The organism is Bacillus sp. SH5-2 (assembly GCF_008368905.1).
Classification (GTDB): Bacteria; Bacillota; Bacilli; order Bacillales; family Bacillaceae_G; genus Bacillus_A; species Bacillus_A luti.
The window spans coordinates 74,301-97,413 of the sequence record NZ_QOSD01000027.1; the positions used below are offsets into that span (position 1 = coordinate 74,301).

Genomic DNA, 23,113 nt, shown 5'->3' on the forward strand with positions numbered 1-23,113 from the left:
AAAATTATTTCATTATAATTTCACTTCTAAACTCTTCATCTGTTATAGCATCTTGAATAAAATAATCGATATTATTTCTCAGTTTTTGGTATGCAACTTGATCTTCTATATCGTTAAACATAATTACAACTTCTACCTTATTCCCCTTCTTATCTGTAGTATACAAACTTTTTGTCAATACGAATGCGGTAGAGCCGCCTTTTTGACCAGCAAATTCTAACTTACTATTATCAACTGTTCCTTTGAAAATATTCTCGATTTCTTCTTGCATTGATTTTGGAAAATACTTTCTACTATTTATCTTTTCCATTATACTCATATAATCTTTAGCATTTGCACTCACTAATCGATCTGACCAAATACGTTGGAATTCCATATCTACTTTTAATGGAATATCCCGCTTTTTCCATTCTTCTTCATTTTTCATCCATTCCTGTATTTGTAACACATGTTTATTATATTCATCTTTTGACATGTTACGTAACATTTTTAATGACTGATTTTCTGGCACATGAAGTTCTTTTTCTACGTATCCTCTCATATATAGTGCAGCCGTATAAGAAGTAAACTTATCATGACTAGTAAGCTCTAACTCTTTTATACTTTCATTTACTCTTTCTATTCCAAGCTTTTCTAATAAATATGTTGTATTTGCATTAGAACTATAATGAATCATACCTTTAGCGACTTCTTCTAAAGCGATTTGTCCATTTTCCACTAACTTTCTAGTTTCGGCGTCTTCTAACCAGGCAGGATGTGCTCCACCATCAGTATTTTTAACGTAATATTTTTCTAATTCATGCAATGAAATTTGTTCATCTCGGCTTATCTTTCCTTCTGACACTTGCTTAGCAAACTCAACTGCTATTACGATTTTTGCCGTACTCGCTAATGGCAATTTTACATTTTCATTTATAGATGCTAATACTTCCCCATTTTTTCTAATCAGTAATGAACATGTTTTATCACCTTTATGTTCTTTTATGTACTTTAATACGTAATTAGGATCTTCTTTTGACAAATAGTACTTCATAATTGCAAAAAAAGCTATAACGGCTACTATAACCACTCCCGCAACAATTCCAATAATCTTTAATATGTTCACAATATGCCCCCTAACAAAATTCCTTCTACATACTAATTATATTGAATCGAATTACAAAATTATACAAAAAAGAGTAACTCTTCCTAAAAAGAAAGCATTACTCTATTTCACACGAAGTTATTTGTCCATTTAACGTAACTACTATATTCGAGTCATTAGTCTGCTTGTCACTTTTAGAACGATTTAATGTGGGTGGCCCAATTACAACCGACTCTTTAATTGGTGAAAAGTCCTTCAATAGTTTCTCTGCACTTACACCATATGCAGCTTGAAATACTTCTGGGGGTGTCAATCTTAGTACGTCCGATCCTTCTGCTGTTTCAAACTGATCGTTATTGAAAAACAAATGTAATTGTACTTCTTCTGTTACGGCTGTAATCCAATGCCACCAACCCATTGGAATGAAAACCGTTTGCCCAGGCTTTATATGATAATTTTGCAATTGATTCGTTTCCGGATTTAAAATGGATGTAACTGCTTCCCCTGATACAACAACGTCTAACTCCCACGCATTTGGATGCCAATGTGGTTCTCGCATATGTCCTTTTGTCATAAATAAATCAACAAAGGCTCCTCCTATCATCGCCGGTAACTGCGTTGAAGTGACTTCATATGCAACGTTTTTCTCATCTCTTTTAAAAAAGACATTTTTTCTCGAATCAAAGAAAAGGTTTGGAGTTCCTGAGCTTTTCTTTAAATTTTTATTATCTGTAACATAACCTGAATTACTCATTTTATCCCTCTTTTCCGCTCCGAACATTTCTGTTTTCACACTGTATCGTATGGGGAAAATTCATAAATGTGCCTATCATTCACATAACAAAAAAACATGCTTCATAAAGAGAGCATGTTTTGTGAATCATTTCACATTTTCAAATTAAAAAATGAATGTTTTACTTACCATGATGTAACATTAAATCACTAAGTTCTTCTTCAATGTGATTTAATTTCGCAACGCCTTCTTTCCATTTATGAATATAACGTGATACCCCAACGAAAAATAAAACGATAATTGTAGAAAGAATAATACCATACACGATTGTTACAGTACTCATAGTTACACTTCCTTATAATTAGTAATGTGGTTATTAGTTATATTTTTATTATAAACCTTTTTCTTTTAAAATACTTCAATTTCGACTTTTTGTAACAAAATTGATTTTTCTAATATTTCGTTCATGAAAATGGCATATTTTTCACAAATTATACAAAACTTCACCATGTGTACTATTACCATATGAGTTATATTATTAAATAGAATAAAGGGGATGATTACTATGACGACTTGGTTTATTGTAATGTTAGTTGTATTTGGGGCATTTAAAATTATCGTTTCTAGCCTTCCGAACTCTGTTATTGAATCCATTATTAGCAAGTACGAAACACACCCACAACTTGAGGAAGAGAATGTGACTGTTACAATCAATGGAAATAATTTAGAAGGCGAAAAAAAATCCAAAATTATTCATGATTTTAACGAAGGTTTATTTTTAGATCGCTATTATGCGCCACCACACAATGAAGGTACTCCTTTAATTATTAACGCAAAACGCGGCAAAAAAGATTTTACGTTTTATATTTATAACCACGAAGAGCATGTTGATGTTGTCAAGCAACATAAAAAGAAGGTAGTTGCTTATAGTTTACGCTCTAAAAATCTTCAAAATAGTGATATGTTCGTATCTGCTGATTTAGCTTAAAAGGCTGTCGTTATACACGACAGCCTTTCAAACTATAACTCTATTTATTTTTCTTCGCTTCAATTTTTGCTTGCGCCTCTTCAGCCTTATCTAATGCTTCTGAAACTTTTTTCTCTTTTTCTTTCACGTCATCTATACTATCTACAGCTTTAATAAGTTTATCGATTCCTGCTTCTTCTACCTTTCTCCGCTTTGCCACTCTTTCATTTACTTTCTTTTCCACATCTTTTGCTTTTTGAAGCATATCCTCTGCATTTGATGTCACAGCTTTTTCAAGTGCATCGTCTTTTTTCTTTTGTAACACTTCATTTGCAATGTCTTTCGCTTCTAAATACTTACCGTCTCTTAATGCTGTTGCTCCGTGATCCATGATCTCGGCAATTTCTTTATATGATTTCGCTTCATTTCCTGATTTCTCTTTTTCTGCTTTTTCAAACCACATTGTTGCATCACTATATTTTTTATTTTTCAATGATTGCATACCTGTTTCAATATACGTGTCATAATTGCTACATCCAGTCATTACGACTAACAGAAAAAGCATAACAAAACTTATTTTTTTCATGATGTTGTCTCCTTTTCTTTGCCTGCTCACTTTACTGTAACATACATGAAAAAGAGTTTCAAAAACTAAAATACTAATTTAGTCATTTTTATATCGTTAGGTCAAATTTTCTTTTAGGCAGACACATCCACTTGCTTTTTCGTTACATGCTGCTTTATTCCAACTAATACAACTAACAATAAGCCTCCACCTAATGTCATCATAACAATGCTAGTTGGCAACATATCTAATAATAATCCATATACAATCATGCCAAGCGGCGCGATTGCAGTAGCAATTGTTTCAAGTAGGCCGAATACACGCCCTAAATAGTTTGGGTCTGTCGTCTTTTGCATATGCACTTGCATCGGGATATTTACAACCATCATTGATATACCAGTTAAAATCATAAAAACGATATAGTAAATAAAACTTGCTACTTTCGGAATGGTAACTAACAATGGAAAGACTGTACATAAACTCAATCCCGCAAATAATAGCAGCCCAATATAAATCGAGCGAAACGGATTATTCACTTCTTTACGTACTGATAAAACAATTGCACCCATTAGCATCCCGACTGCTAACATTCCCTCTACAGTACCGAGTTGCTTTGAAGATAAATGCAATGTATGGACGATAATGTATGGCAGTGCAACGGTTAGCCCACAAGCAAAAAAGTTTACCCACAATGCTATTTTCATTAAACCATATATTTCATGTTGTCGTTTTACATATGAAAAACCTTCTTTTATACTCGTCAAGAAATGCTCTTTACTTTCAACCATTTCTTTTTTATATAAATCAAATACGATAAATAATTGCAAAATAACTGCTAAAAAGAACGTAATACTATTTAACAAAAAGAATGACTGAATTGAAAAGAAACCAAATACTACTCCGCCAATAATTGGCCCTAAAATATTTGATAAAGAAGCTGCCGTTTGATTTAAAGCACTCGCTTTTTGAATACGTTCCTCATTTACTAAACTCGGAATAGACGAAGTTAATGCTACAGAATAAAAACTTGCACAAATTGATAATAATGCTGCTGAAACATAAATAAAAAGAAGTGACGGTCCAAATATAGTAGCAAGAATAAACATAATAAGCATCGTTAAACTACTTAATAAATCAGTACCAATGACAAGCCATCTTCGATTCACACGGTCTGCTACAGCACCAGCAATTGGACCACAGATCATCCTTGGAAGTGATCCGCAAACGAGCGTAGTAGCAAACCCCATCCCTGAACCAGTTGTCTTTAATACGTATAACCCCATTGCAAACGTATAAATACCCGCCCCTAACAAAGACGTCATTTTTCCGATCATCATTAAAATAATATTTCTCGTTACAATCTTCATTTTCGAATCATTTTGACCTATACTTACATCCCCCATAATGACACTCTCCCCTTAAAAGTTAAATTGTGTTAAACTTATTATATAATCAACTTTTCAATTTTCTCAACAAAAAGTTAAATGAAATTTAACTTTTTAAATATAAAGGAGCAATAATATGGCAACTCTCGGCGAAAAAATTAAAGCATTACGTAAAGAAAAAAAGCTTACACAAACAGAACTAGCAGGTTCAGCACTGACAAAAAGTATGCTTAGTCAAATTGAAAATGGAAAAGCTACACCTTCCATGAAAACATTACAATATATCGCTGATAAACTTGAATGCGAAACGAGTTTTTTATTAGAAGAAGATGATGGAGAAATTACAGAACTCATTCACCAAATGGAACAACTTATAAGGGCAAATAAATACGATGAAGTATATGAGACCTTACTGCCTATCGTTCAAAAAGAGCTACCTCTTACCTTGAATACAGCTCGTTTATATAAACAATTTGTAACCGCTGCGGCGATTATGAAAGATTACAACATTGAATCTTACGTAGAAAAAGCTGTTTCTATTTTTGAAAAATATACTTTATATCGTGACAGTACGGAAACAAAATTAACCTTTTCATACGCGTTATTTACACGTAAAAAATATGAGGAATGTTTACAGCTAATTGCTAGCATTCGAGATGATTATGAAGCGAAACATTTAGAAATGGATCTTATTATACACATTCAATTATGTTTAAAAGAGGCCATCATTTTACTAGCATGTGGCGATTATGAAAAATGTGAAAAAATCATATTAGAAGCACTCGCGTTTTCAAAAAAACATCAAGTGTATTATAAAACAGATGAATTTTACCGCATATTATCTTATCAAAAAATCATCATGGCTGATAAAGAACAATATTTACACTACATAAAGAAATCTGAGCAATTCGCTATTTTTACCGAAAACACTTTATCGATCGCAATTGTAGATATATTAAAAGCATATTACTACAATACAATTACTAATGAATATACAATCGCATTAGAACATCTAGAACAATTTCGAGAAAAACTAAAAAATGATCCAATTTTCCAAGACGATGGACTGTATTATCTTGAAAAAGGAAAATCTTTGTATGGTTTAAAACGTTATAAGGAAGCTTTGGAAACATTAAAACACGCTACCATACCAGATTATATGAATCATCCACTTGATCAATCGTGGTTATTAACAGCTGGATCTTATCGTGCCCTTTGCTATATAGAACTTCAAGATAAAAAATCTGCCTTAAAAGAGGCAAAAGAAGCCGTTCAAGCAATAGATAGCTATCCTGATTCTATTTTCTCTTCATTCATTAAAGAAACATTACAAATAATACAAAAGCTTTAAGAATGTCTCGAAATGGTATATTATCCCTCCTTTTTAGCAAAAATAATAATGATGGGAGGAATATAAATGAATATAGAACGTGCAAAAGAGCTTTCTGTATCAGCGGAACATGCCAATGTCAGTTTTCAAGGTATGCCTGTTATGATTCAACACGTCGACGAAAGCAGCGAAACCGCCCGCATATATGAAGTTAAAAACCCAGGACGCGAATTAACAGTTCCAGTTAATAGCTTAGAGGAAATATAAGCAATGCCACTTCAATTTTTTGAAGTGGCATTTTTCTTTTTTCTATAAAGAAGCCTCTTGCTTCTTTTCTTTTTATTACGTGCTAAAATATTTATCAAGGGAGGAATTCATATGAAAAATAATCCACAAAAGGCGAGTCATTATTATGCAGTTATATTCACTTCTAACTTATCAAATAATACAACAGATTATAGTGCCGTTGCAGACAAAATGGAGGAACTTGCAAAACAGCAACCTGGATTTTTAGGTGTAGAAAGCGCACGCGATCATTCGGGGCTCGGAATCACAATTTCTTATTGGGAATCACTTGATGCAATTGAAAATTGGAAACAGAACGCCTTACATAAAGAAGCGAAAAAAAGAGGTCGTGAGCAATGGTATGAAAACTTCCACCTGCGCATCTGCCTTGTTGAGAAAGAATTTAAGTTTCATAGAGGGACATTATAACTATGAAGAAAAAATTAGCTCTCATTGTTGTTCATGAAATATACGGTGTGAATAATCATATGCATCAAGTTACCCACCACTTCACTTCATCTCAAGTAGATGTATTCTGCCCTAATCTTCTACAATCGCAACATGCATTTCATTATAGTGATGAAGAAAAAGCATATCATTTTTTTATGAATCATATTGGATTTGAAGATGGAAAAAAGCAAATTGAAGAATTCATTACTCATCTTTCTAGTAGTTACACACATATTGGACTTATCGGCTTTAGTGTTGGTGCTACCATCTCATGGCTATGTAGTAACAATCCGAAAATAGATTTTATTATTGGATGTTACGGTTCCCGTATACGTGACTATATTCATATGAAACCAACATGTGCTACCTTACTTATTTTCCCTGAAAAAGAAGCTAGTTTTTCAGTACCTTCTTTAATCCAAACATTGCAGCAACAAAAGAATCCTTTATTAGAAATACAACAACTACAAGGTGAACATGGATTTCTAAATCCGTACACTGAAAAATATAACGAGCAATCTACAAAACAGGCATACAATCTAATAGATTCATTTCTTGTAAAAACAATCTTATAAAGGAGGTTCAAATGCCACTTACATTACTTTTACTCATTTTCATAATCATTCTCTTTATTTCGGCTTTAACTCTTATTTTTATAACGATTAAAAAGGGGGCATTTTTAAACCGTCCCTACTTACAATCTATTGTCGTTTGCATTTTATTTTTTACAAATTGGATCTTATATTTATCAACTTTTTATGCGTTACTTCCCGAGAAAATTAGTGAATTCATATTTCTGCCCATTTGGTTTTCCCTTTGCGTTTTAGGATGTATCGTTTTTGGGCGCGAATGGAGAAATAATCGTGTGTTTTCGATATGTATCGGTTTTCTTTCCTTTATTAGTTTTTTATTTGGGATGTTTTTGTTAGTTCTTTCGGGGATGTAAAAAAGGAAGAAAAGTCCAATTTCAACTTTTCTTCCTTCTATGTTTATCCTTAGATTTCACTGTCACTGATTCACAAGGTGTGTAATAAATTTGAGGTGTCGCCTTATCAACAAACATCATAAACGTAATAAAGCCGATAATAAAGAAAATAAATAACGTTAACAAAATTGCTCCTATCGTTAAAAGTATCATAACACCACCCCTATATTTTTCATGTTATTACACCTTTCGCTATTATATGAGCGGAATCCTTTTTAGAAAAAGAAACGTAACAAAATAATCACAATCACGCCAGTTAATACTGTTCCTAATAGACTACGAGTATATATTGCGACAAGAAATGTTGGAATTGCTGCAATAAGGTAATCCCACTGCATCGTCTCATGCATAAATAATACTTGTGCTAAAAGTGCTGCTAATATCGCAATTGGTATGTAATTTAACCATTTTAAACCCCAGTCCGGAATTTGTAGTTTACTAAATACGAGTAGAGGTAAAATACGTGGCACGAGTGTAACAGCTCCTGCTGCTAGTAAAAGTAATAATACTTCTAATCTCATTTCCATTTTTCAATCACCACTCCAATCGTCGCAGCTAGTAATGTTGCGATAATAACCGCTATACTATCTGGCATAAATAAGTGTGAAACATACGCGACAATAATTGCTATAATTGCAACAGTAAGATGAATTGCTAGTTTCGGTTTACTACTTATGAGCTGAAGAACAAATAATCCGATAAACATTGCAGGTAATGCATAATCCATGCCGTACGTATGCGGATCTGGTATCCACTCACCAAACAGCCCGCCAATAATTGTAGCCAGTATCCAATTTAAATACGCTGTGACATTTAGTCCGATCATCCATCTTTCGCCTAAATATCCTTTTTGCGCTGCGTGCTGCACTGCAACGCCGAACGTTTCATCTGTAAGTTGTGAACCGATGAGTAAGTTTTTAAAGAGGGGAATTTTCGTAAAGTACGGTGCAAGTGCTGCACTCATTAATAAATGACGTAAATTAACAAAAAACACGGTAAAAATAATTGCGGAAGCTGGCGCACCAGCTGCATACATACCTGCTAATATAAATTGGGCAGAACCTGCATAAATTAAAGTGGACATAAACGCAATTTCAATGATGGAGAAACCTGCTGTTTTTGCAATTACACCAGCTGCTATACCAATACTTAAATATCCAAATACAGTTGGTAAACAATCTTTTACTCCTTGCTGAAATGTATCATCGCTTTGCAAAGCTACATGTGCCTGAGCTTTACTCATCTCTATCATCCTCCATTCCTTTTAAATTTCGTTTTCCTGTTACGACATGAACTAAATCTATCTTTTCACGCCATAACGTATCTAACTTATCAGCTCCAAATTCCTTCGTGATTTCTTCGACCATAATATCGTGCCGCACATACTCTGTTGCAACAAGAACTAACGCGGGATCATACGTTGTAACGGCCCATGAAGTACTATCATTTGAGAAGTTAGCAATTAATACTTCTTCCCCATCACGCGCGATAACAGTTAAATGACCACCCATTCTCTTTTCAACAACGTGGGGCGTCATATAATTGTGGTGAAATGTCGCTCCTATTTTAGTTTCTGGAGCGCCAAATAAAATTGAAAATATATGTACGCCTTCCTCTTCCTTTTGATGAATGTACGGCTCAATTTCATGCACTTGATCTTCCCATACCGAAATCCATAACTCTTCTTTTGCTCTATTAATTATATTGCATATTTCTTTCAAAACACGATCATTTGAGCGAATATGAGAAATTACATCAATTTGTCGCTCTTGCTCCAAACAATTTAATTTCTCATCTAAAAATTCAAAGGACTTTTCAAAATCTTTTCGCATTCGATCCATTAACTCCGTAGCTGGCACTGGTACATATTTCACTGGTTCAGTAGGAACGATATGCACCGCTCCTTTATCCATCAATTTACCGAGTACTTCATAAATCATCGAACGAGGCACTCCCGTCTGCTTACTCACTTCATAGCCTGTTACTGGAGAATGTTTTAATAAACCAATATACGCTTTACATTCATATTGTGAAAAACCTAACTTTTGCAATTCCTTTATTATTTCATCCATCAGTACCCCTCACAATCTATATAACTCTCATTTCAAAACGATGCACGTATGTTAGTAGTTATTAGTATACCTACTAATATAAAAAAACAGACCTATAAAGTCAATTGATAATTCTGAAATTTTAAAACAAAAAAGACTTCCACTAATGGAAGTCCTTTATCTCAATATTTCATTCGCTTCTTTTTCATAAATTTTATCAAATGAAGTCATAATACGCTGCGATGCTTGAATCATTTTTTGACTCGCCATAAGATCTGCCATCTCTTTCGTCATATCTACATTTGAATTTTCTAGCATATGATTTTTTACTATCCCTGTACCGTTCGGTAGATCAGCAATATTTCCTTCAGCTAGTGTAAAGCTTTTATTTTCACGTTGCACAAGACGATTATTCGTTTCTGCATCTACTGTTTTCTTTTGTAAGCGAGCGATATTATTTTGTGTTATTTCATCATATAATGTACCATCTGCTTGTACAGCGACCTTTACTCCTTCTGGAATACGAATGCGCTCATTATTCTCTCCCATTACGAAAGCACCTGAAGATGTTTGCAGGTAACGATCACTATTTACTGTAAAACTACCATCTCTCGTTAAAAACGTTTCATCATTTTTAGAAGTAACAAAAAATGATGTTGTGCCGGCTACACCGTCATCTAAAAAGAAATCTGTAGCACTATTTGTCATTTGTATATTTCCTTGTACTAAATTCACATGAGTCGCAGCTGGCACTACAGCATAATCAACCTTACCGATATTTGTCGTGGCTCCATCTCCGCTTCGATATGTGTCTTGTACATCAAATACTTTAGAAGTCATATTTTCTGCTTTAAATCCTGTCGTTTGAGCATTTGCAACGTTATTCGAATGAACATTAATACGCTGCATGTAATTCATCATACCCATAGAACCTATATAAAGACCATTCATACTCGTTTGAATAAGGCAAACGCCTTATTCTTCACCTCTTTTCTACGATGTTTGTAACATTTGTTTTGCTAAATGTTCAGCTGTAGCGATATGGATATGTTGCTTCACGTCTTGTCCATCTGTCATTAATACAATAGGAGCTGATGATACTGCTGGAATTTTCAACAATTCGCCACTACTTGCTGTTTCATCAAATTTCGTAAATACGATTCCATCTATATGAATATCTTTAAAGTTCGTAATGATTTCAATCATATCTTTACTTTTCATAGAAGCTGATAACGTTAAACAAATGTAATCTGGTTCTACTTGCCCCATCGTTTCAATCATTTCTTCCACTGTTTCTGACGTACGATAATTTTTTCCAGCTGTATCAATTAAAATATAATCGACGCGCGCTTCTTCTTTAAAGTACGTAAGTGCTCTTGTCATTGCATATTCATCACGCACAGCGATTACTTCTGATCCAATTGTCTTTACGTAATCTTGCAGTTGCTGCACTGTCCCAATACGCGAATGGTCTGTCGTAATAAAACCAACTGTTTTTTTCTTGCCATGAAACTGCCATGCCATTTTCGCTAGTGTCGTCGTTTTCCCAACGCCGGTTGGGCCAATTAAAGCAATTGTTTGTACTTTTTTTTCAAAAACGTTCTCGGTATTGAAATGAGATTTCATATCTTCCAATATATATTCGATCACTTCTTCTTCTGTAATCATCGTTGCCTTCTCAAACTTCACTTTTAGCTTTTCAGTATATGCATGAATGAAATATTGTTCTACATCATTTTGTTCTAACATCCGAATTACTTTTTGAATAATAAACGGTACAGATTGTTGTTTTTCTGTTTTTACAACTTCTTCTTTTTTAGCAGAAACGACTTTTTTCACAGCATGCTGCTTTTTCGTTACTTGCGTTTCTTCCGTCTGCTTCACAACAACGATTCCTTTTTCAAACAGCTTTAATAGCTTCTCTTTCTTTCTTGTCCATTCTTCACTATTTCCTGTTTGCATCGCCGCGTATGACATAGAAGTCGTCACATTTTCTAAATTGTGCAGTACCGATTGAATGCCGTTCGCCTTCACAATTTGTTCTGTAGTATCACTTACAACATCCATTAATTGTTCATGAAATTGAGCTGTGCTTTCATTCACTTTTTCCCGTTTATCCTCTGGAAAAGCAACTAACATTTCATAATTCTTTTTCCAAAAAAACGGGATATTTCGTTTTACACTTTCATCGACAACGTAATAATAATCTGTACCATACTGGTCAAATAACTTTCGATACAATTCATTTTTCGAAGCTGCTTTTATTCGCATTAACGCTTCTTTCTTTTCTGTACTTTCCATTACTTCACCCCCTACTATTCAATATAGGCAATTTGATCTACAACAATTTCTGGTGCTAATTCACTAATACAAAGCACTTGTGCTTCTATTTGATAACGCTCAAGTAGTCTTACAATCGCAAATCTGAAATCTTTTCTACGCGTTAATAATACGGGCTCTCTTCCCATTAAACGAGCTTGTTTAAAGACACGCTGTACTTGCTCAACGACACGCGTTTCTAAATCTAAATCCCAGTTTAATAAATAACCTTGATAAGAATTGTTTACAACGTCCGCATCTAACTCGATTGAATCAGAGAAGAGCGCCGCATATATTTTCCCATCAGGATTTTTCGCATGTTCACAAATAACTTTTGAGATACATTCACGAACGAATGATGTTACACCATCTACATGGTTCTGATAAACTTCTTTTCCGTCAATAATACCTTCAATAATTGTTGGTAAATCGCGGATAGAAATTCCTTCTTTTAATAATTGTTTAATAACATTTTGAACGAGTGATAAATCAATTTCTTTCTTCTTAATCTCTTCTAATAAAACGCCATTATCATTTTCAAGCGAGTTAATTAAGTCTTTCACATGCTGACGCTGAATTAACTCGTGAAGATTACGTCTAACGACAACATCTAAATGTGTAATTAATATGCTAAGTGGCTCTAGCACTTGATAGCCTTTCATTTGTGCATCTTGTACCATATGCTCTAAGATCCAATATCCATCTTCACCGAAAATAGGATCTTTCGCTGGTTCCGCATCTAAATCAGCCATTACGTTCGGTGTTTTCAGCGCTAATAAATAACCAGATTTTAAAACTCCTTCAGCCGCCTTCGCACCTTTAATACGAATAATATATCGTCCGCGTGGCCTGAAACTCGTATTATCTTTAAAGTTAATGCCAGGAACGTTAATACCAAGATCGGTAATAATCGATTTCCTCATAAGCACAACTTTATCACGAGCTGTTTCCCCGTTAATTTTCTGCTTTACAAGTGCCGCTAAATCTAAACCGAGTTCCACGATAATTGGATATTTATCTGTAAATACTCCGAATGAATCTTCTACTTGTTGTAGTTGCTCTTCATCACCTTGAATCATTTCTAATTCTTTTTGAAGCTCGTCTTCTTTTTCTTTCTTTATTCGCTGTTTGTTACGAACTCCTAAGAAAATAATCGTGCCTCCAACGAGTGCAAATGGTAGAAACGGTAGTGGTGTAAATATCCCCATTGCGATAAATAAACCACCGAGCGCATAGACAACGACTTCATGTGCTAATAACTCTTTAAAAATACCTTCTGTTACTGTATCAGGTGAACCGTCAAATACACGCGTTACGATAATACCAGTTGAAATCGCAAGCATGAGCGATCCGATTTGGTTTACAATTCCGTCCCCGACAGTTAACTGTGTATAATGAATAGCCGCTTCTGCAAAGCTCATTCCTTGCTGCATCATTCCGACAATTAAACCGAAAATGATGTTTACGAATAAAATGACAATCCCGAAAATAACGTCCCCTTTAATGAACTTCCCAGCACCATCCATCGCTCCGTAAAACTCTGTTTCCATATTTAACTTTTTGCGTTTTGCCTGTGCATCTTTCTCTGTAATAATGCGCTGATTTAAGTCAGCATCGATAGACATTTGTTTCCCTGGTAAAGAATCAAGTGTAAAACGAGCCGCTACTTCCGCTGTACGAGATGCACCATTTGCAACGATAAACTGGAATATGATTAATACTGTAAAAATAACGATACCAATTAATAAGTTCCCGCCAATTACGAACTGACCGAACTCTTCAATAACATGCCCTGCATTTCCGTCCGTCAAAATCGCTCGCGTCGTCGAAACGTTAATCGATACGCGGAAAATCCCGATTAATAACAACATCGTCGGAAATGACTTTAATTCATCCCACTCGTTAATACTTGTCGCTCGCATATAAATAAGCACTGACATACTTAGTAGAAAAACGATAATGATATCAAGTATAAATGGTGGAAGTGGAATTAGGAGCGCCACAACGAATGACGCTGCTAAAAAGATAGAAAAATAAGTTCTTGCCGAATCTATCTTAAACAAAGAGATCTCCTCCAAACGCGCTATTACACTTCAAGTTCGTTCGTTTGAATTAAATAGCGCATAACTTCAATTACAGCTACGTATAAATCTTCTGGAATCGCCTCATCTTCCTCGACTTGATAATATAAAGAACGAGCAAGTGGACGATTTTCCACCATTGGTATTTCTTGTTCACGGGCAAGTGTTCGTATGTATAAAGCGAGTTCATCTTCCCCTTTTGCAACGACAATTGGTGCTGCATCAACTTGTTTATTGTAACGGAGTACGACCGAAATATGAGTCGGGTTATTTACAATAAACGTTGCGCCATCCATCTTCTTCGCAATTGTCCCTTGCAATATGGCGTGCATAAAGTTTTTTCGTTTCCCTTTTACTTGCGGGTCCCCTTCATTATCTTTATGCTCTTGTTTCACTTCTTCTTTTTTCATCTTAATATCTTGTTCGTACTCCCATTTTTGATAAATAAAATCAATAATAGAAAGAACGATTAAAATAATTAAAATAGCTAAAAAGATAAATTTAATTTGCCTAATAATTTCAGTAAGTGACGCAGTCCAGTTAAAACCAATCATACTTACAATTGTCTCTAAATTCTTTTTAAAGAGAACGTACGAAACGTAACCGATTAATCCCATATAAAACAGTGATTTCAAAATATCTACTAAACTTTTACGACTAAACAATCTCGTAAAATAGTTTTTCGGATTAATACGTGACGCTTTCGGTTTAATAACTTTAGAAGAAAATAAGAAACCGACTTGAATCATATAATTGAATAAATGAAAAGCGTATACGAGTATTAATATGGGAGCTGATACTTTTAGTAATAATATCCCCATTAAATAAAAATACTCAGTCGAATCTGTATTTTTCCCAATTTGATCAAACAGCACCGCTACGGAATTTGCAATTTCAAAACCTAACCAATCTCCGAAAAAATACACGACAACTGCTAATACGAGAATGGAAAATAAGTTATTTAAATCTTTACTCCGGGCAATATTCCCTTCTTCACGCGATTTTTTACGCTTCTGCGGGGTGGCCTTTTCAGTTTTATTATCCTTTGCCATACGCGTCCCCCTACTTCGTTAAGAAAAAGTTAAATAGTTTCGTATATTCCTCAAGTAATACATCTGTCATATTTTTAAATACATAGCCGAGCATCGGTACACTCATCGCAATAAACAAAATACCACATGTAATTTTAATGACATACGCATTCATAAAAACGTTTAATTGCGGAGCGTTTTTTGCGATTAAAATAAGAACAAAGTTAATGATGAATAAACTCCCCATAAGCGGAAGAGCAATTTCAACCGCTGATGTAATCGCAAATAATAACGTTGCGAGTAGACTATCTAAAAAACTAGTCGTCAGCAATTTTGAAATCGCCTCTGTATATTGAAACGACTTTAAAATCGTGGCAACGAAATAATTAATGCCGCCAAGTGAAATAAAAATAACGAGAAAAAATATGTCAAAAATGGTTGATAGTAAAGTAGACTGTGATCCTGCATTCACATCAAACAAACTTGCTTGTGATAAACCGATATCAAAGTCTAAAATATGCCCGGCCATTTTTGGAATGTTCCATAGCATTTCTATAATTTTCGCAAGTGATACTCCAATTACAATTTGCGTACCTGCATAAGCGGCTACATCCCAAACTGTCTTTATGTGAGAGACATCCACTTGATCCGCAACTGTAATAGAAAGACCTAGTCCAAATGTAACCTTTGCCATTGCTGGAATCGATCGTCCTGAGAAAAACGGTAAAAAATATAAAAATGAAGTAATGCGGCAAAACGCAAAAAATGTCGCCGCCCATAATTCCATATTCATTTCAATTCACCTATCTTAGTACGAACGCAATAGCGAAGGAATTTTATCAAATAAATCTAAAATGAGCATCGTTAATTCTTGAAACATCCACGGACCTAAAATGATAATAACGAGCACAATACTCGCCATTTTCGGTAAAAACGTCAGCGTTTGCTCTTGAATTTGCATCATCGCCATAATGACAGCGATAATAATAACGACGATCATACTAACGCCGGCAACCGGCATTAAAATCATAACCCCTTTATAAAAAAAGGTTTGAAAAATATCTATAATTGGTGACGTATTCATTTATATGACTCCTATCACATAGCATCAAACGCTTCAGGCGACCGTTTTAAACATAATGTCGACGATTTTTGTATATCCACCTAAATATACGAAAACGAGTATTTTAAACGGTAAACTTAAAATCATCGGCGGTACCATCATCATCCCAAGGTACATTAAAAGTGTACTAATAATTAAATCTATAAATACAAACGCTAAATAAATGAACATCCCCGTTAATAATCCTTTTTGAATTTGTGTTAACGTAAAGGATGGTACGAGCGTAAATAAGGAAAGATCTTTCAAATCTTTCGGCAATTCTTCTCCGCGCACTTTCAGCATCATTTTTAAATCATGCTTATACGTATGCTTCGACATATAATCTTTCATAATAGGAGCTGTCGTTTCCGCAGCTTGACTTACTGTTATTTTCTCTTTCGTCATTGGATCCCACACATCACTCTTTAACTGCCCAAGTACAGGCTGCATTGTAAAAAGTGATAAAAATAATGCAAGTCCAACAAGTACTTGGTTCGGCGGTAAATTCATTACCCCAAGTCCTTGACGTGTAATGCCAAGAACGATCATAAAATAAGTAAAATGTGTAAATAATAGAACGATAGAAGAAGATAATGATAAAAGAGTAACAAGTGCAAATAACTGTACACTGGAATTACTCGTAAACTCTTTTCCATTTTCAAAATTAATAAAACCGTTCGGGGCTGCATACGCTGGATTTACAAAAACAAATGAAAAAATAATAGAAAATACGAAAATAGCGGTACATAACGATAACTGTTTCTTTATTCTCATGATGGATCCTCTACTTTTTTCGTTTCACTCTTCACCGCATCTTCTAGCGCTTGTTGAAACTGATTTCCTGTTCCTGTTAATTGCACAGATTGTACACCGTTATTACTAATAACAGTGAATACTTGCTTTCCGTCCACTTCAAACAAAAAGGCGCTCGTTTGATGATTTAAATACACGCCGTCTTTCACTTGAATATGTCCATTTTCACCTTGCTTAAAAAACTGCTGTTTGCGCGTCTTTTTCGTCATATAATATGCACCATAGCCGAGCGCACCAAACAGTAAAACGACTTGAAATAAGGTCGTCATATACGACATATGACTCCTCCTCTACTCTTTATCTTGCATTTGACTTTGCGCTTTCATAAGCGCAGCTTGCTTCTTGTCAGCTTCAATTTCAGAAATAATAATGCCAAACTTCTCATCCATTACGATTGCTTCACCAATACCGACTTTCATATTACTTAAATACACATCTACTTTATGTCCTAAGTTTTTCTCTACTTCCAGAACATCGCCAACTTTTAATTGCTTCACGTCACCAAGTGTAATAGATGACTTCCCAAGCTTTACACCTAAATCAATCGAAATATCTGAAACAGTATCAATATGTGCTTTACCTGCTTCATTTCGCTTTCCTACAAATTCTTCTAACCCCATTAACGACACAGGAGATACTTCATGTTTCATATAGACCCTCCTACTCTACAAAACTTTTAAATAGAAGCGCCTTACGCGTTCCATCTTTCCCGATAAAACAATTAAATTTATGTTTTCCATCGACATAACCAAGTAATTGATCTGAAACTTTCGTATGTAGCGGAATAATATCGCCTTCTTCAATTTGCTCAATCTCACCCATCGTCATCTTCTGCTTACCAATCGCAACGTGAACAGGTTTATACACTTGATTTACTTTCACTTCCACTTCAGACGTATACTTTTTACGCTTATCTGAAGAATGTTCGACAATATTTTCAGACGTTAACTTATCCATTATCTCTTCAACAGATAAAAACGGAATCCCGATACGAACCGTCGTATTCCAAAAATCCGTTTTCATATTTACGTTCAGCAATGAAATAATATCACTCGCTGTCGTAATCTTAAGTGCATTTGGATCCGTTTCTGTCGTTACAAATGTCGGTTTAATCGCAACAACGCTTTCAAATGCTTGTTCTAAATTTTTACAAATAAGAGCGAATATATTATCCAGTGTTAAAAACTCAAATGCAGTAAGCGGTCGACGCATCGTAAACGTACGCTTACTATCTCCGCCAAGCCAACACTCATGAATATAAATGACAAATGCTAAATCAATCTCAACAACAATTTCTCCAAGCTCTGGAAGCCCAAGATCAATCACGCAATATAAATAATAATCTTTCGGCATTTTCTCCACATATTCACTCGTAAATGGAACTTGCTCAACGGTCGACGGCTCTAGTTCAATGGGAATACGCATACGAGCGGAAAGCGCTTGTGATGTTTGTTTACCAAACGTAGAAGCAATCGCTTGCAAACTACGTAAATGCTCTACACCGAATTTTTCCGGTCTATTAAAATCATACTCTTGAAATTTATCTTGCTTCCCTGCTCCTTGTGCGAAAGCTGGCATTTCCTCGCCTTCATTCACCGCCTTCAGCAGGGCATCAATTTGTTCTTGGCTTAATTTATCGCCACTCATGAAAATCCCCTTCCCTACCTTTTCAATTCAACGATTTCAACGTACATCTTCCCATTCTTCGTCAAAATCTTTCCGGTTCCAATCTCTTCATTCTCAAGCATAATACGCACCGTATTTTTCGTTGAATTTTCAAGACGATACAATGTACCCTTCGTAATATGAAGCAGATCTTCAATTTTCTTTTTCGTATTTCCGATTTCAAAATAAATTGTTAACGGAATATCATCCTGTAATTTCAAACTTAGCCCACTCCCATATCGTGTTCACAAAAATTTTCTATTCTATATATAATGAAGTTCCTTATTTTGAAACATCGATATTCAATATTTTTTTAATATATCCTTGCGTTTCTTTAAATGGCGGTACGCCTCCGTACTTTCTCACATTACCAGGACCAGCATTATAAGACGCAAGCGCTAAAACAAGATCACCGTTATGTTTCTTTAAATAACCACTTAACTCTTTCACGCCGCCTTCAATACTTTCAGCTGGTGAAAATGGATTCTTCACACCCATCTCCTTCACATTCGCTGGCATAAGTTGCATAAGCCCCATTGCCCCTGCATGTGATACCGTTTTCGGATTAAAATTAGACTCAACTTCAATCATTTTTTGAATTAACGTTTTCGGAATTCCGTATGTACGACTAACGCGATCAATAATATCCTCATACTTCCCTTCATTTGAAGAACGTATTTTCTGAATATTATATTTATTAGTTAATCCCCACGTATCGACAGCCTCATTTTTGGCTTCTGGGAAGCGTCGCTCAAACTCTTTTTGTGCAACTTGCACTTCATCTACTTTCTTCGTTTCAGACTTTTCTTCAGGCTTACTTGCTTCCTGTACTTTACTAGAATCACCTTTAGTAACGAGCGTTTCTATTTTCGTAGATTGTACCGGCTTACTCATATCTTCTACTTTTTCCGGCTGACTAGTAGCCTTCGTCTCCTTCGCAGGTTCGCTCTGCAACTTCTCTTGAAAACGACTACTAACGAACGCCTGCGGACTACTTAACTTTTGCTGAAATTGTCCTTTTTTATATGCAAGCACTTCTTTTACTATATTTCCAACTACCATAATATCACCTTTTCGGCAAACAAAGATATTCTAATATTAGAGTTTTTTTTAAAAGTTTGCAATAATCCTTTGTAATAAAAAAACAACTAAATTGTTAAACTGTTATTTTTTTATATTTATTAATTCAAATTTTAAGTTGACACTTGATATAGCAAGGATTACAATAAATTCGAAATTGATTTTTTTGTATATTACCGTTTAGAAATTCACAGAAAAATCAAAATCAAAAAATGGGGGTTCTAAATATGAGAATTAATACAAATATTAATAGCATGCGTACTCAAGAGTACATGCGCCAAAACCAAGCAAAAATGAGTAACTCAATGGACCGTTTATCAAGCGGTAAACGTATCAACAACGCTTCTGACGATGCAGCAGGTCTTGCAATCGCAACTCGTATGCGTGCACGTGAAAGCGGATTAGGTGTTGCTGCTAACAACACACAAGACGGTATTTCTTTAATCCGTACAGCTGACTCAGCAATGAACTCAGTATCTAATATTTTACTTCGTATGCGTGACCTTGCTAACCAATCTGCAAATGGTACGAATACAGATAAAAACCAAGGTGCATTAGATAAAGAATTCGCTGCATTAAAAGAACAAATTGATTACATCTCTAAAAACACAGAATTTAACGATAAAAAACTTTTAGATGGTTCTAATAAATCTATCGCAATTCAAACATTAGATTCATTCGATAAATCTAAACAAATTCAAATTAACTTGGCTGATACTTCTACAACTGCTTTAAAAATTAATGGTTTAACTATTGCTGATGTTGGTACTGCCGCTGGTAGCGGTACTAAATTAACTGGCGTTGATGATACAGCTGCTGTAGAAGGTTTAGCTGATGCAATTGAAGCTTTAGATGCTGGTACTACAGGTAAATCTGAATCTCAAAGAACAACTGCTGTTGACGCTTTCAAAGCTGGTTTTGAAGGTATTAAAGCAAATTATAATAAAGATGATGTTGCAAAACTTGAAGCTGCCATCGAAAAATTTGAAGCTAGCAATACATTAGAAAATGCAAAAAATATTAATACTGTATTTGATAAGTTTGCCCCTGCTGTTACAACAGGACAAGTTAGTGGTGCAGAAGCAGCTGCAAAAGCTTTAGAGGATTTAAATACTACTGCTGGCAGTGGTCTAAACCCTGCTGACAGAACAAGTAAAATGAATACATTTGTAACTACATTCAACGCAGTTAAAGGTGCTATGAATCAAGATGATGTCGCAAAAATCTCCACTGCTATTGACAACTTCCAAAAAGTAGATGGTTCTGGTAATACTCTAGAAGCTGCTCGTGCAATTGGCGCTATGTTTAAAGCTGCTATTGAAGGTAATTCTACTAGTGGAGCTACTGGTGGTACTGGAAATGCATCTGCTGCAGTTAAAGCAATCGATGCTGCACTAGAAACTCTTGCTTCTAACCGTGCAACTCTAGGTTCTACATTAAATCGTCTAGACTTTAACGTAAACAACCTAAAGAGCCAGCAATCTAGCATGGCATCTGCTGCTTCTCAAGTAGAAGACGCTGACATGGCGAAAGAAATGTCTGAAATGACTAAGTTCAAAATCTTGAACGAAGCTGGAATCAGCATGCTTTCTCAAGCAAACCAAACTCCACAAATGGTTTCTAAATTATTACAATAAGCCATTTGAGTTAGTTTCATAAATAAACCTCTCTGCTTGCAGAGAGGTTTATTTTTTCTATCATGCCTTACGAGAGGACTCCCACCTCTAAACGTAAGTGAAGGTGGTGAGATGAACCGAAAGAAATATTTTATTTTCAAGAAAAAGGGAATGTACGTTCCTTTTTTGCTATAATATCCTTAACAAGGAGGTGAATAAAATGACAAAGGAAAATCCATCAAACTATAAAACTCTTCAAATCTGGATTAAAAAAGGGCATCGTATGTATTCTTATTTTCAAGAATGTTGTCATAACGCTAAGAATATGTACAACACCACAAACTTTTATATACGCCAGGTGTACACTGGATTAACACAAGAAAAAGAGTTGCAGCCTTTGCAAAAAGAAGTTCTGGATAATATTCATAAAAATATTGGTAAGATGAATGACACACAACTTCTTGCCTATCAGAAGAAATTGGAAAAAGAGAAATTAAAGCCTAAAGAAGAACAGAAAGAGATTAAATGTAATTTGTTTTCAGAACCTAATTTTGAAAAACCTTATGTAGATTACAACTTTCTAGATGCACTATTTAAGGCTATGATTCAAAATGATTATCGAGCTTTGCCTACGCAATGTAGCCAGTCCATCATGAAAGGTTTGTTCCAAAATTGGAAATCTTTTTTTGCTAGTTTAAAAGACTATAAAAAGAATCCAAACAAATATGCTGGAATGCCTAGGATTCCAAAGTATATTCGTTCTTCTGAAAAAGAGATTCTGTATACAAACCAAGATTGCATCATTAAAAACGGTAGATTTTTAAAGTTTCCAAAGACGAAATTACAATTAAATATTGGGAAACTAGGTTTCACTGAAGGTAAACTGAAACAAGTTCGTGTGATTCCAAAATACAATGAATATGTAGTGGAATTGGTAATTGATGTTCCTTCTGAACAACAAATTATTGAAGAGAATGCTCGTTATATGAGTATTGATTTAGGGATTGATAACCTTGCAACCATCGTAACAAACACAGGTATGAAACCTGTACTTGTTAAGGGCAAACATGTCAAAAGCATAAATCAATATTACAATAAAATGAGGAGTCATTTTACAAGTATTCTTAGAAATGGAAAACAAACTAATGAAGGACCTTTTACTTCTAAAAGGATAGAAAAACTTCATCAAAAACGTTACTTGAAAATAAAAGACGTCTTCCATAAAGTTAGTCACCACATCGTAAAACTAGCTCAAGAAGAAGAAGTTTGTAAAATCGTTATTGGTCAAAACAAAAGTTGGAAACAAGAAACGAATATGGGAAAAAGAAATAACCAATCGTTTTGTCATATCCCGCATAATTTACTGATTCAAATGATTACATACAAAGCAAATGCTGTAGGCATTCAAGTTGTTGTAACTGAAGAATCATATACATCGAAAGCAAGTTTTCTGGATAACGACTTCATTCCAACGTATGGAGAAAATGACCAAAATACAACTTTTTCAGGAAAACGAATAAAGCGCGGCATATATCGTTCAGCAAATAAAACTTTAATTAATGCAGATGTAA

Annotated in this window: 30 protein-coding genes; 8 read left to right on the forward strand and 22 right to left on the reverse strand. The window is 34.7% G+C overall.

Translation table 11 applies throughout. The features are described from left to right. Window positions 1-4: 4 nt before the first annotated feature. From DN410_RS23660 to DN410_RS23675, 4 genes are all read right to left on the reverse strand, one after another. Window positions 5-1,105: a serine hydrolase gene (locus tag DN410_RS23660; RefSeq protein WP_149178296.1), complete on the reverse strand. Its 1,101-nt coding sequence runs from the start codon at window positions 1,103-1,105 to the stop codon at window positions 5-7. A gap of 97 nt (window positions 1,106-1,202) precedes the next feature. Beyond that, window positions 1,203-1,838 (reverse strand): cupin domain-containing protein, encoded by a 636-nt coding sequence (locus DN410_RS23665; protein WP_149178297.1) that lies wholly within the window; start codon window positions 1,836-1,838, stop codon window positions 1,203-1,205. Between the two features lie 160 nt (window positions 1,839-1,998). After that, window positions 1,999-2,160 carry a hypothetical protein gene (locus tag DN410_RS23670; protein ID WP_000109006.1) on the reverse strand — a complete coding sequence of 54 codons (162 nt, stop codon included), beginning with the start codon at window positions 2,158-2,160 and terminating at the stop codon, window positions 1,999-2,001. Between the two features lie 65 nt (window positions 2,161-2,225). Continuing rightward, the gene (locus tag DN410_RS23675) at window positions 2,226-2,342 is read right to left on the reverse strand and encodes a hypothetical protein (RefSeq protein WP_002018064.1); all 117 of its coding nucleotides are present in this window, start codon (window positions 2,340-2,342) and stop codon (window positions 2,226-2,228) included. Between the two features lie 40 nt (window positions 2,343-2,382). Here DN410_RS23675 and DN410_RS23680 point away from each other — a divergent pair, with 40 nt between their 5' ends. Further along, window positions 2,383-2,805, forward strand: coding sequence for a YfmQ family protein (locus DN410_RS23680; protein WP_149178298.1), 423 nt, complete (start codon window positions 2,383-2,385; stop codon window positions 2,803-2,805). A gap of 40 nt (window positions 2,806-2,845) precedes the next feature. Here the strand turns inward: DN410_RS23680 and DN410_RS23685 are convergent, their stop codons facing one another. Both DN410_RS23685 and DN410_RS23690 read right to left on the reverse strand, forming a co-directional pair. Then, window positions 2,846-3,370 (reverse strand): COG3014 family protein, encoded by a 525-nt coding sequence (locus DN410_RS23685; RefSeq protein WP_149178299.1) that lies wholly within the window; start codon window positions 3,368-3,370, stop codon window positions 2,846-2,848. Window positions 3,371-3,483: 113 nt separating this feature from the next. Beyond that, window positions 3,484-4,752 (reverse strand): MFS transporter, encoded by a 1,269-nt coding sequence (locus DN410_RS23690; protein ID WP_149178300.1) that lies wholly within the window; start codon window positions 4,750-4,752, stop codon window positions 3,484-3,486. A 118-nt stretch (window positions 4,753-4,870) separates the two neighbouring features. Between DN410_RS23690 and DN410_RS23695 the strand changes: the two genes are divergently transcribed. The 5 genes from DN410_RS23695 to DN410_RS23715 all read left to right on the forward strand — a co-directional run bounded on the left by DN410_RS23695 (window position 4,871) and on the right by DN410_RS23715 (window position 7,745). Next, window positions 4,871-6,085 (forward strand): helix-turn-helix domain-containing protein, encoded by a 1,215-nt coding sequence (locus DN410_RS23695; RefSeq protein ID WP_149178301.1) that lies wholly within the window; start codon window positions 4,871-4,873, stop codon window positions 6,083-6,085. Window positions 6,086-6,151: 66 nt separating this feature from the next. After that, complete coding sequence (locus DN410_RS23700) at window positions 6,152-6,331, forward strand: H-type small acid-soluble spore protein (protein ID WP_001019753.1); 180 nt, start codon at window positions 6,152-6,154, stop codon at window positions 6,329-6,331. Between the two features lie 111 nt (window positions 6,332-6,442). Next, window positions 6,443-6,778, forward strand: coding sequence for an antibiotic biosynthesis monooxygenase family protein (locus tag DN410_RS23705; RefSeq protein ID WP_149178302.1), 336 nt, complete (start codon window positions 6,443-6,445; stop codon window positions 6,776-6,778). 2 nt (window positions 6,779-6,780) lie between these two features. After that, window positions 6,781-7,374, forward strand: a complete 594-nt coding sequence (locus DN410_RS23710) for a dienelactone hydrolase family protein (protein WP_149178303.1) — start codon at window positions 6,781-6,783, stop codon at window positions 7,372-7,374. 11 nt (window positions 7,375-7,385) lie between these two features. Beyond that, complete coding sequence (locus tag DN410_RS23715; RefSeq protein WP_149178304.1) at window positions 7,386-7,745, forward strand: hypothetical protein; 360 nt, start codon at window positions 7,386-7,388, stop codon at window positions 7,743-7,745. 21 nt (window positions 7,746-7,766) lie between these two features. Here the strand turns inward: DN410_RS23715 and DN410_RS23720 are convergent, their stop codons facing one another. The 16 genes from DN410_RS23720 to DN410_RS23795 form a co-directional block, all read right to left on the reverse strand. Further along, window positions 7,767-7,937, reverse strand: coding sequence for a DUF3951 domain-containing protein (locus DN410_RS23720; RefSeq protein ID WP_000602232.1), 171 nt, complete (start codon window positions 7,935-7,937; stop codon window positions 7,767-7,769). Window positions 7,938-7,999: 62 nt separating this feature from the next. Continuing rightward, complete coding sequence (locus DN410_RS23725; RefSeq protein ID WP_149178305.1) at window positions 8,000-8,311, reverse strand: AzlD domain-containing protein; 312 nt, start codon at window positions 8,309-8,311, stop codon at window positions 8,000-8,002. Further along, window positions 8,302-9,027, reverse strand: a complete 726-nt coding sequence (locus tag DN410_RS23730; protein WP_149178306.1) for an AzlC family ABC transporter permease — start codon at window positions 9,025-9,027, stop codon at window positions 8,302-8,304. Before DN410_RS23730 ends, DN410_RS23725 begins: the two co-directional genes overlap by 10 nt. Then, the gene (locus DN410_RS23735; protein ID WP_149178307.1) at window positions 9,020-9,856 is read right to left on the reverse strand and encodes a TrmB family transcriptional regulator; all 837 of its coding nucleotides are present in this window, start codon (window positions 9,854-9,856) and stop codon (window positions 9,020-9,022) included. The genes DN410_RS23730 and DN410_RS23735 overlap by 8 nt, the downstream gene beginning before the upstream one ends. Window positions 9,857-10,012: 156 nt before the next feature. Beyond that, on the reverse strand, window positions 10,013-10,786 hold the full coding sequence (locus tag DN410_RS23740) for a flagellar basal-body rod protein FlgG (protein WP_149178308.1): 774 nt from the start codon (window positions 10,784-10,786) through the stop codon (window positions 10,013-10,015). A gap of 42 nt (window positions 10,787-10,828) precedes the next feature. After that, window positions 10,829-12,136, reverse strand: a complete 1,308-nt coding sequence (gene flhF, locus DN410_RS23745; protein WP_149178309.1) for a flagellar biosynthesis GTPase FlhF — start codon at window positions 12,134-12,136, stop codon at window positions 10,829-10,831. A 14-nt stretch (window positions 12,137-12,150) separates the two neighbouring features. Then, window positions 12,151-14,217 (reverse strand): flagellar biosynthesis protein FlhA, encoded by a 2,067-nt coding sequence (flhA, locus tag DN410_RS23750; protein WP_000472539.1) that lies wholly within the window; start codon window positions 14,215-14,217, stop codon window positions 12,151-12,153. 23 nt (window positions 14,218-14,240) lie between these two features. Then, window positions 14,241-15,287 carry a flagellar type III secretion system protein FlhB gene (gene flhB, locus DN410_RS23755; RefSeq protein ID WP_071712311.1) on the reverse strand — a complete coding sequence of 349 codons (1,047 nt, stop codon included), beginning with the start codon at window positions 15,285-15,287 and terminating at the stop codon, window positions 14,241-14,243. Between the two features lie 10 nt (window positions 15,288-15,297). After that, complete coding sequence (locus tag DN410_RS23760) at window positions 15,298-16,059, reverse strand: flagellar biosynthetic protein FliR (protein ID WP_149178310.1); 762 nt, start codon at window positions 16,057-16,059, stop codon at window positions 15,298-15,300. Between the two features lie 15 nt (window positions 16,060-16,074). Next, window positions 16,075-16,350 carry a flagellar biosynthetic protein FliQ gene (locus DN410_RS23765; protein WP_001098082.1) on the reverse strand — a complete coding sequence of 92 codons (276 nt, stop codon included), beginning with the start codon at window positions 16,348-16,350 and terminating at the stop codon, window positions 16,075-16,077. Window positions 16,351-16,383: 33 nt separating this feature from the next. Beyond that, window positions 16,384-17,142 carry a flagellar type III secretion system pore protein FliP gene (locus DN410_RS23770; protein ID WP_149178311.1) on the reverse strand — a complete coding sequence of 253 codons (759 nt, stop codon included), beginning with the start codon at window positions 17,140-17,142 and terminating at the stop codon, window positions 16,384-16,386. Beyond that, the gene (locus tag DN410_RS23775; protein ID WP_000121176.1) at window positions 17,139-17,459 is read right to left on the reverse strand and encodes a hypothetical protein; all 321 of its coding nucleotides are present in this window, start codon (window positions 17,457-17,459) and stop codon (window positions 17,139-17,141) included. The genes DN410_RS23770 and DN410_RS23775 overlap by 4 nt, the downstream gene beginning before the upstream one ends. Window positions 17,460-17,471: 12 nt before the next feature. Continuing rightward, window positions 17,472-17,831: a flagellar motor switch protein FliN gene (gene fliN, locus DN410_RS23780; protein WP_149178312.1), complete on the reverse strand. Its 360-nt coding sequence runs from the start codon at window positions 17,829-17,831 to the stop codon at window positions 17,472-17,474. Window positions 17,832-17,841: 10 nt separating this feature from the next. Continuing rightward, on the reverse strand, window positions 17,842-18,828 hold the full coding sequence (fliM, locus tag DN410_RS23785; RefSeq protein ID WP_149178313.1) for a flagellar motor switch protein FliM: 987 nt from the start codon (window positions 18,826-18,828) through the stop codon (window positions 17,842-17,844). 14 nt (window positions 18,829-18,842) lie between these two features. Beyond that, a complete protein-coding gene (locus DN410_RS23790; protein WP_000775710.1) occupies window positions 18,843-19,067 on the reverse strand; it encodes a flagellar motor switch protein FliN in 225 nt (74 codons plus the stop codon). Window positions 19,068-19,128: 61 nt separating this feature from the next. Then, entirely contained in the window at window positions 19,129-19,908 is a 780-nt protein-coding gene (locus DN410_RS23795; RefSeq protein ID WP_149178314.1) for a lytic transglycosylase domain-containing protein, read from the reverse strand. A 245-nt stretch (window positions 19,909-20,153) separates the two neighbouring features. On the opposite strand from DN410_RS23795, the gene DN410_RS23800 reads away from it, so the two are divergent. Both DN410_RS23800 and DN410_RS23805 read left to right on the forward strand, forming a co-directional pair. Beyond that, a complete protein-coding gene (locus DN410_RS23800; protein ID WP_149178315.1) occupies window positions 20,154-21,563 on the forward strand; it encodes a flagellin N-terminal helical domain-containing protein in 1,410 nt (469 codons plus the stop codon). Window positions 21,564-21,762: 199 nt separating this feature from the next. Then, the coding region (locus DN410_RS23805) for an RNA-guided endonuclease InsQ/TnpB family protein (protein ID WP_149178316.1) at window positions 21,763-23,113 on the forward strand (1,351 nt) is incomplete at its 3' end.

Coding starts and splice junctions, on each gene's coding strand:
- DN410_RS23775 (WP_000121176.1), bottom strand. CDS start 17,459: ATGTCGTATATGACGACCTTATTTCAAGTCGTTTTACTGTTTGGTGCG.
- DN410_RS23795 (WP_149178314.1), bottom strand. CDS start 19,908: ATGGTAGTTGGAAATATAGTAAAAGAAGTGCTTGCATATAAAAAAGGA.
- DN410_RS23730 (WP_149178306.1), bottom strand. CDS start 9,027: ATGAGTAAAGCTCAGGCACATGTAGCTTTGCAAAGCGATGATACATTT.
- fliN (WP_149178312.1), bottom strand. CDS start 17,831: ATGAAACATGAAGTATCTCCTGTGTCGTTAATGGGGTTAGAAGAATTT.
- DN410_RS23690 (WP_149178300.1), bottom strand. CDS start 4,752: ATGGGGGATGTAAGTATAGGTCAAAATGATTCGAAAATGAAGATTGTA.
- DN410_RS23710 (WP_149178303.1), top strand. CDS start 6,781: ATGAAGAAAAAATTAGCTCTCATTGTTGTTCATGAAATATACGGTGTG.
- DN410_RS23800 (WP_149178315.1), top strand. CDS start 20,154: ATGAGAATTAATACAAATATTAATAGCATGCGTACTCAAGAGTACATG.
- DN410_RS23715 (WP_149178304.1), top strand. CDS start 7,386: ATGCCACTTACATTACTTTTACTCATTTTCATAATCATTCTCTTTATT.
- DN410_RS23665 (WP_149178297.1), bottom strand. CDS start 1,838: ATGAGTAATTCAGGTTATGTTACAGATAATAAAAATTTAAAGAAAAGC.
- DN410_RS23740 (WP_149178308.1), bottom strand. CDS start 10,786: ATGAATGGTCTTTATATAGGTTCTATGGGTATGATGAATTACATGCAG.
- DN410_RS23725 (WP_149178305.1), bottom strand. CDS start 8,311: ATGGAAATGAGATTAGAAGTATTATTACTTTTACTAGCAGCAGGAGCT.
- DN410_RS23685 (WP_149178299.1), bottom strand. CDS start 3,370: ATGAAAAAAATAAGTTTTGTTATGCTTTTTCTGTTAGTCGTAATGACT.
- DN410_RS23760 (WP_149178310.1), bottom strand. CDS start 16,059: ATGAATATGGAATTATGGGCGGCGACATTTTTTGCGTTTTGCCGCATT.
- DN410_RS23695 (WP_149178301.1), top strand. CDS start 4,871: ATGGCAACTCTCGGCGAAAAAATTAAAGCATTACGTAAAGAAAAAAAG.
- fliM (WP_149178313.1), bottom strand. CDS start 18,828: ATGAGTGGCGATAAATTAAGCCAAGAACAAATTGATGCCCTGCTGAAG.
- DN410_RS23720 (WP_000602232.1), bottom strand. CDS start 7,937: ATGATACTTTTAACGATAGGAGCAATTTTGTTAACGTTATTTATTTTC.
- DN410_RS23700 (WP_001019753.1), top strand. CDS start 6,152: ATGAATATAGAACGTGCAAAAGAGCTTTCTGTATCAGCGGAACATGCC.
- flhB (WP_071712311.1), bottom strand. CDS start 15,287: ATGGCAAAGGATAATAAAACTGAAAAGGCCACCCCGCAGAAGCGTAAA.
- flhF (WP_149178309.1), bottom strand. CDS start 12,136: ATGGAAAGTACAGAAAAGAAAGAAGCGTTAATGCGAATAAAAGCAGCT.
- DN410_RS23675 (WP_002018064.1), bottom strand. CDS start 2,342: ATGGTAATAGTACACATGGTGAAGTTTTGTATAATTTGTGAAAAATAT.
- DN410_RS23680 (WP_149178298.1), top strand. CDS start 2,383: ATGACGACTTGGTTTATTGTAATGTTAGTTGTATTTGGGGCATTTAAA.
- DN410_RS23765 (WP_001098082.1), bottom strand. CDS start 16,350: ATGAATACGTCACCAATTATAGATATTTTTCAAACCTTTTTTTATAAA.
- DN410_RS23705 (WP_149178302.1), top strand. CDS start 6,443: ATGAAAAATAATCCACAAAAGGCGAGTCATTATTATGCAGTTATATTC.
- DN410_RS23770 (WP_149178311.1), bottom strand. CDS start 17,142: ATGAGAATAAAGAAACAGTTATCGTTATGTACCGCTATTTTCGTATTT.
- DN410_RS23735 (WP_149178307.1), bottom strand. CDS start 9,856: ATGGATGAAATAATAAAGGAATTGCAAAAGTTAGGTTTTTCACAATAT.
- DN410_RS23670 (WP_000109006.1), bottom strand. CDS start 2,160: ATGAGTACTGTAACAATCGTGTATGGTATTATTCTTTCTACAATTATC.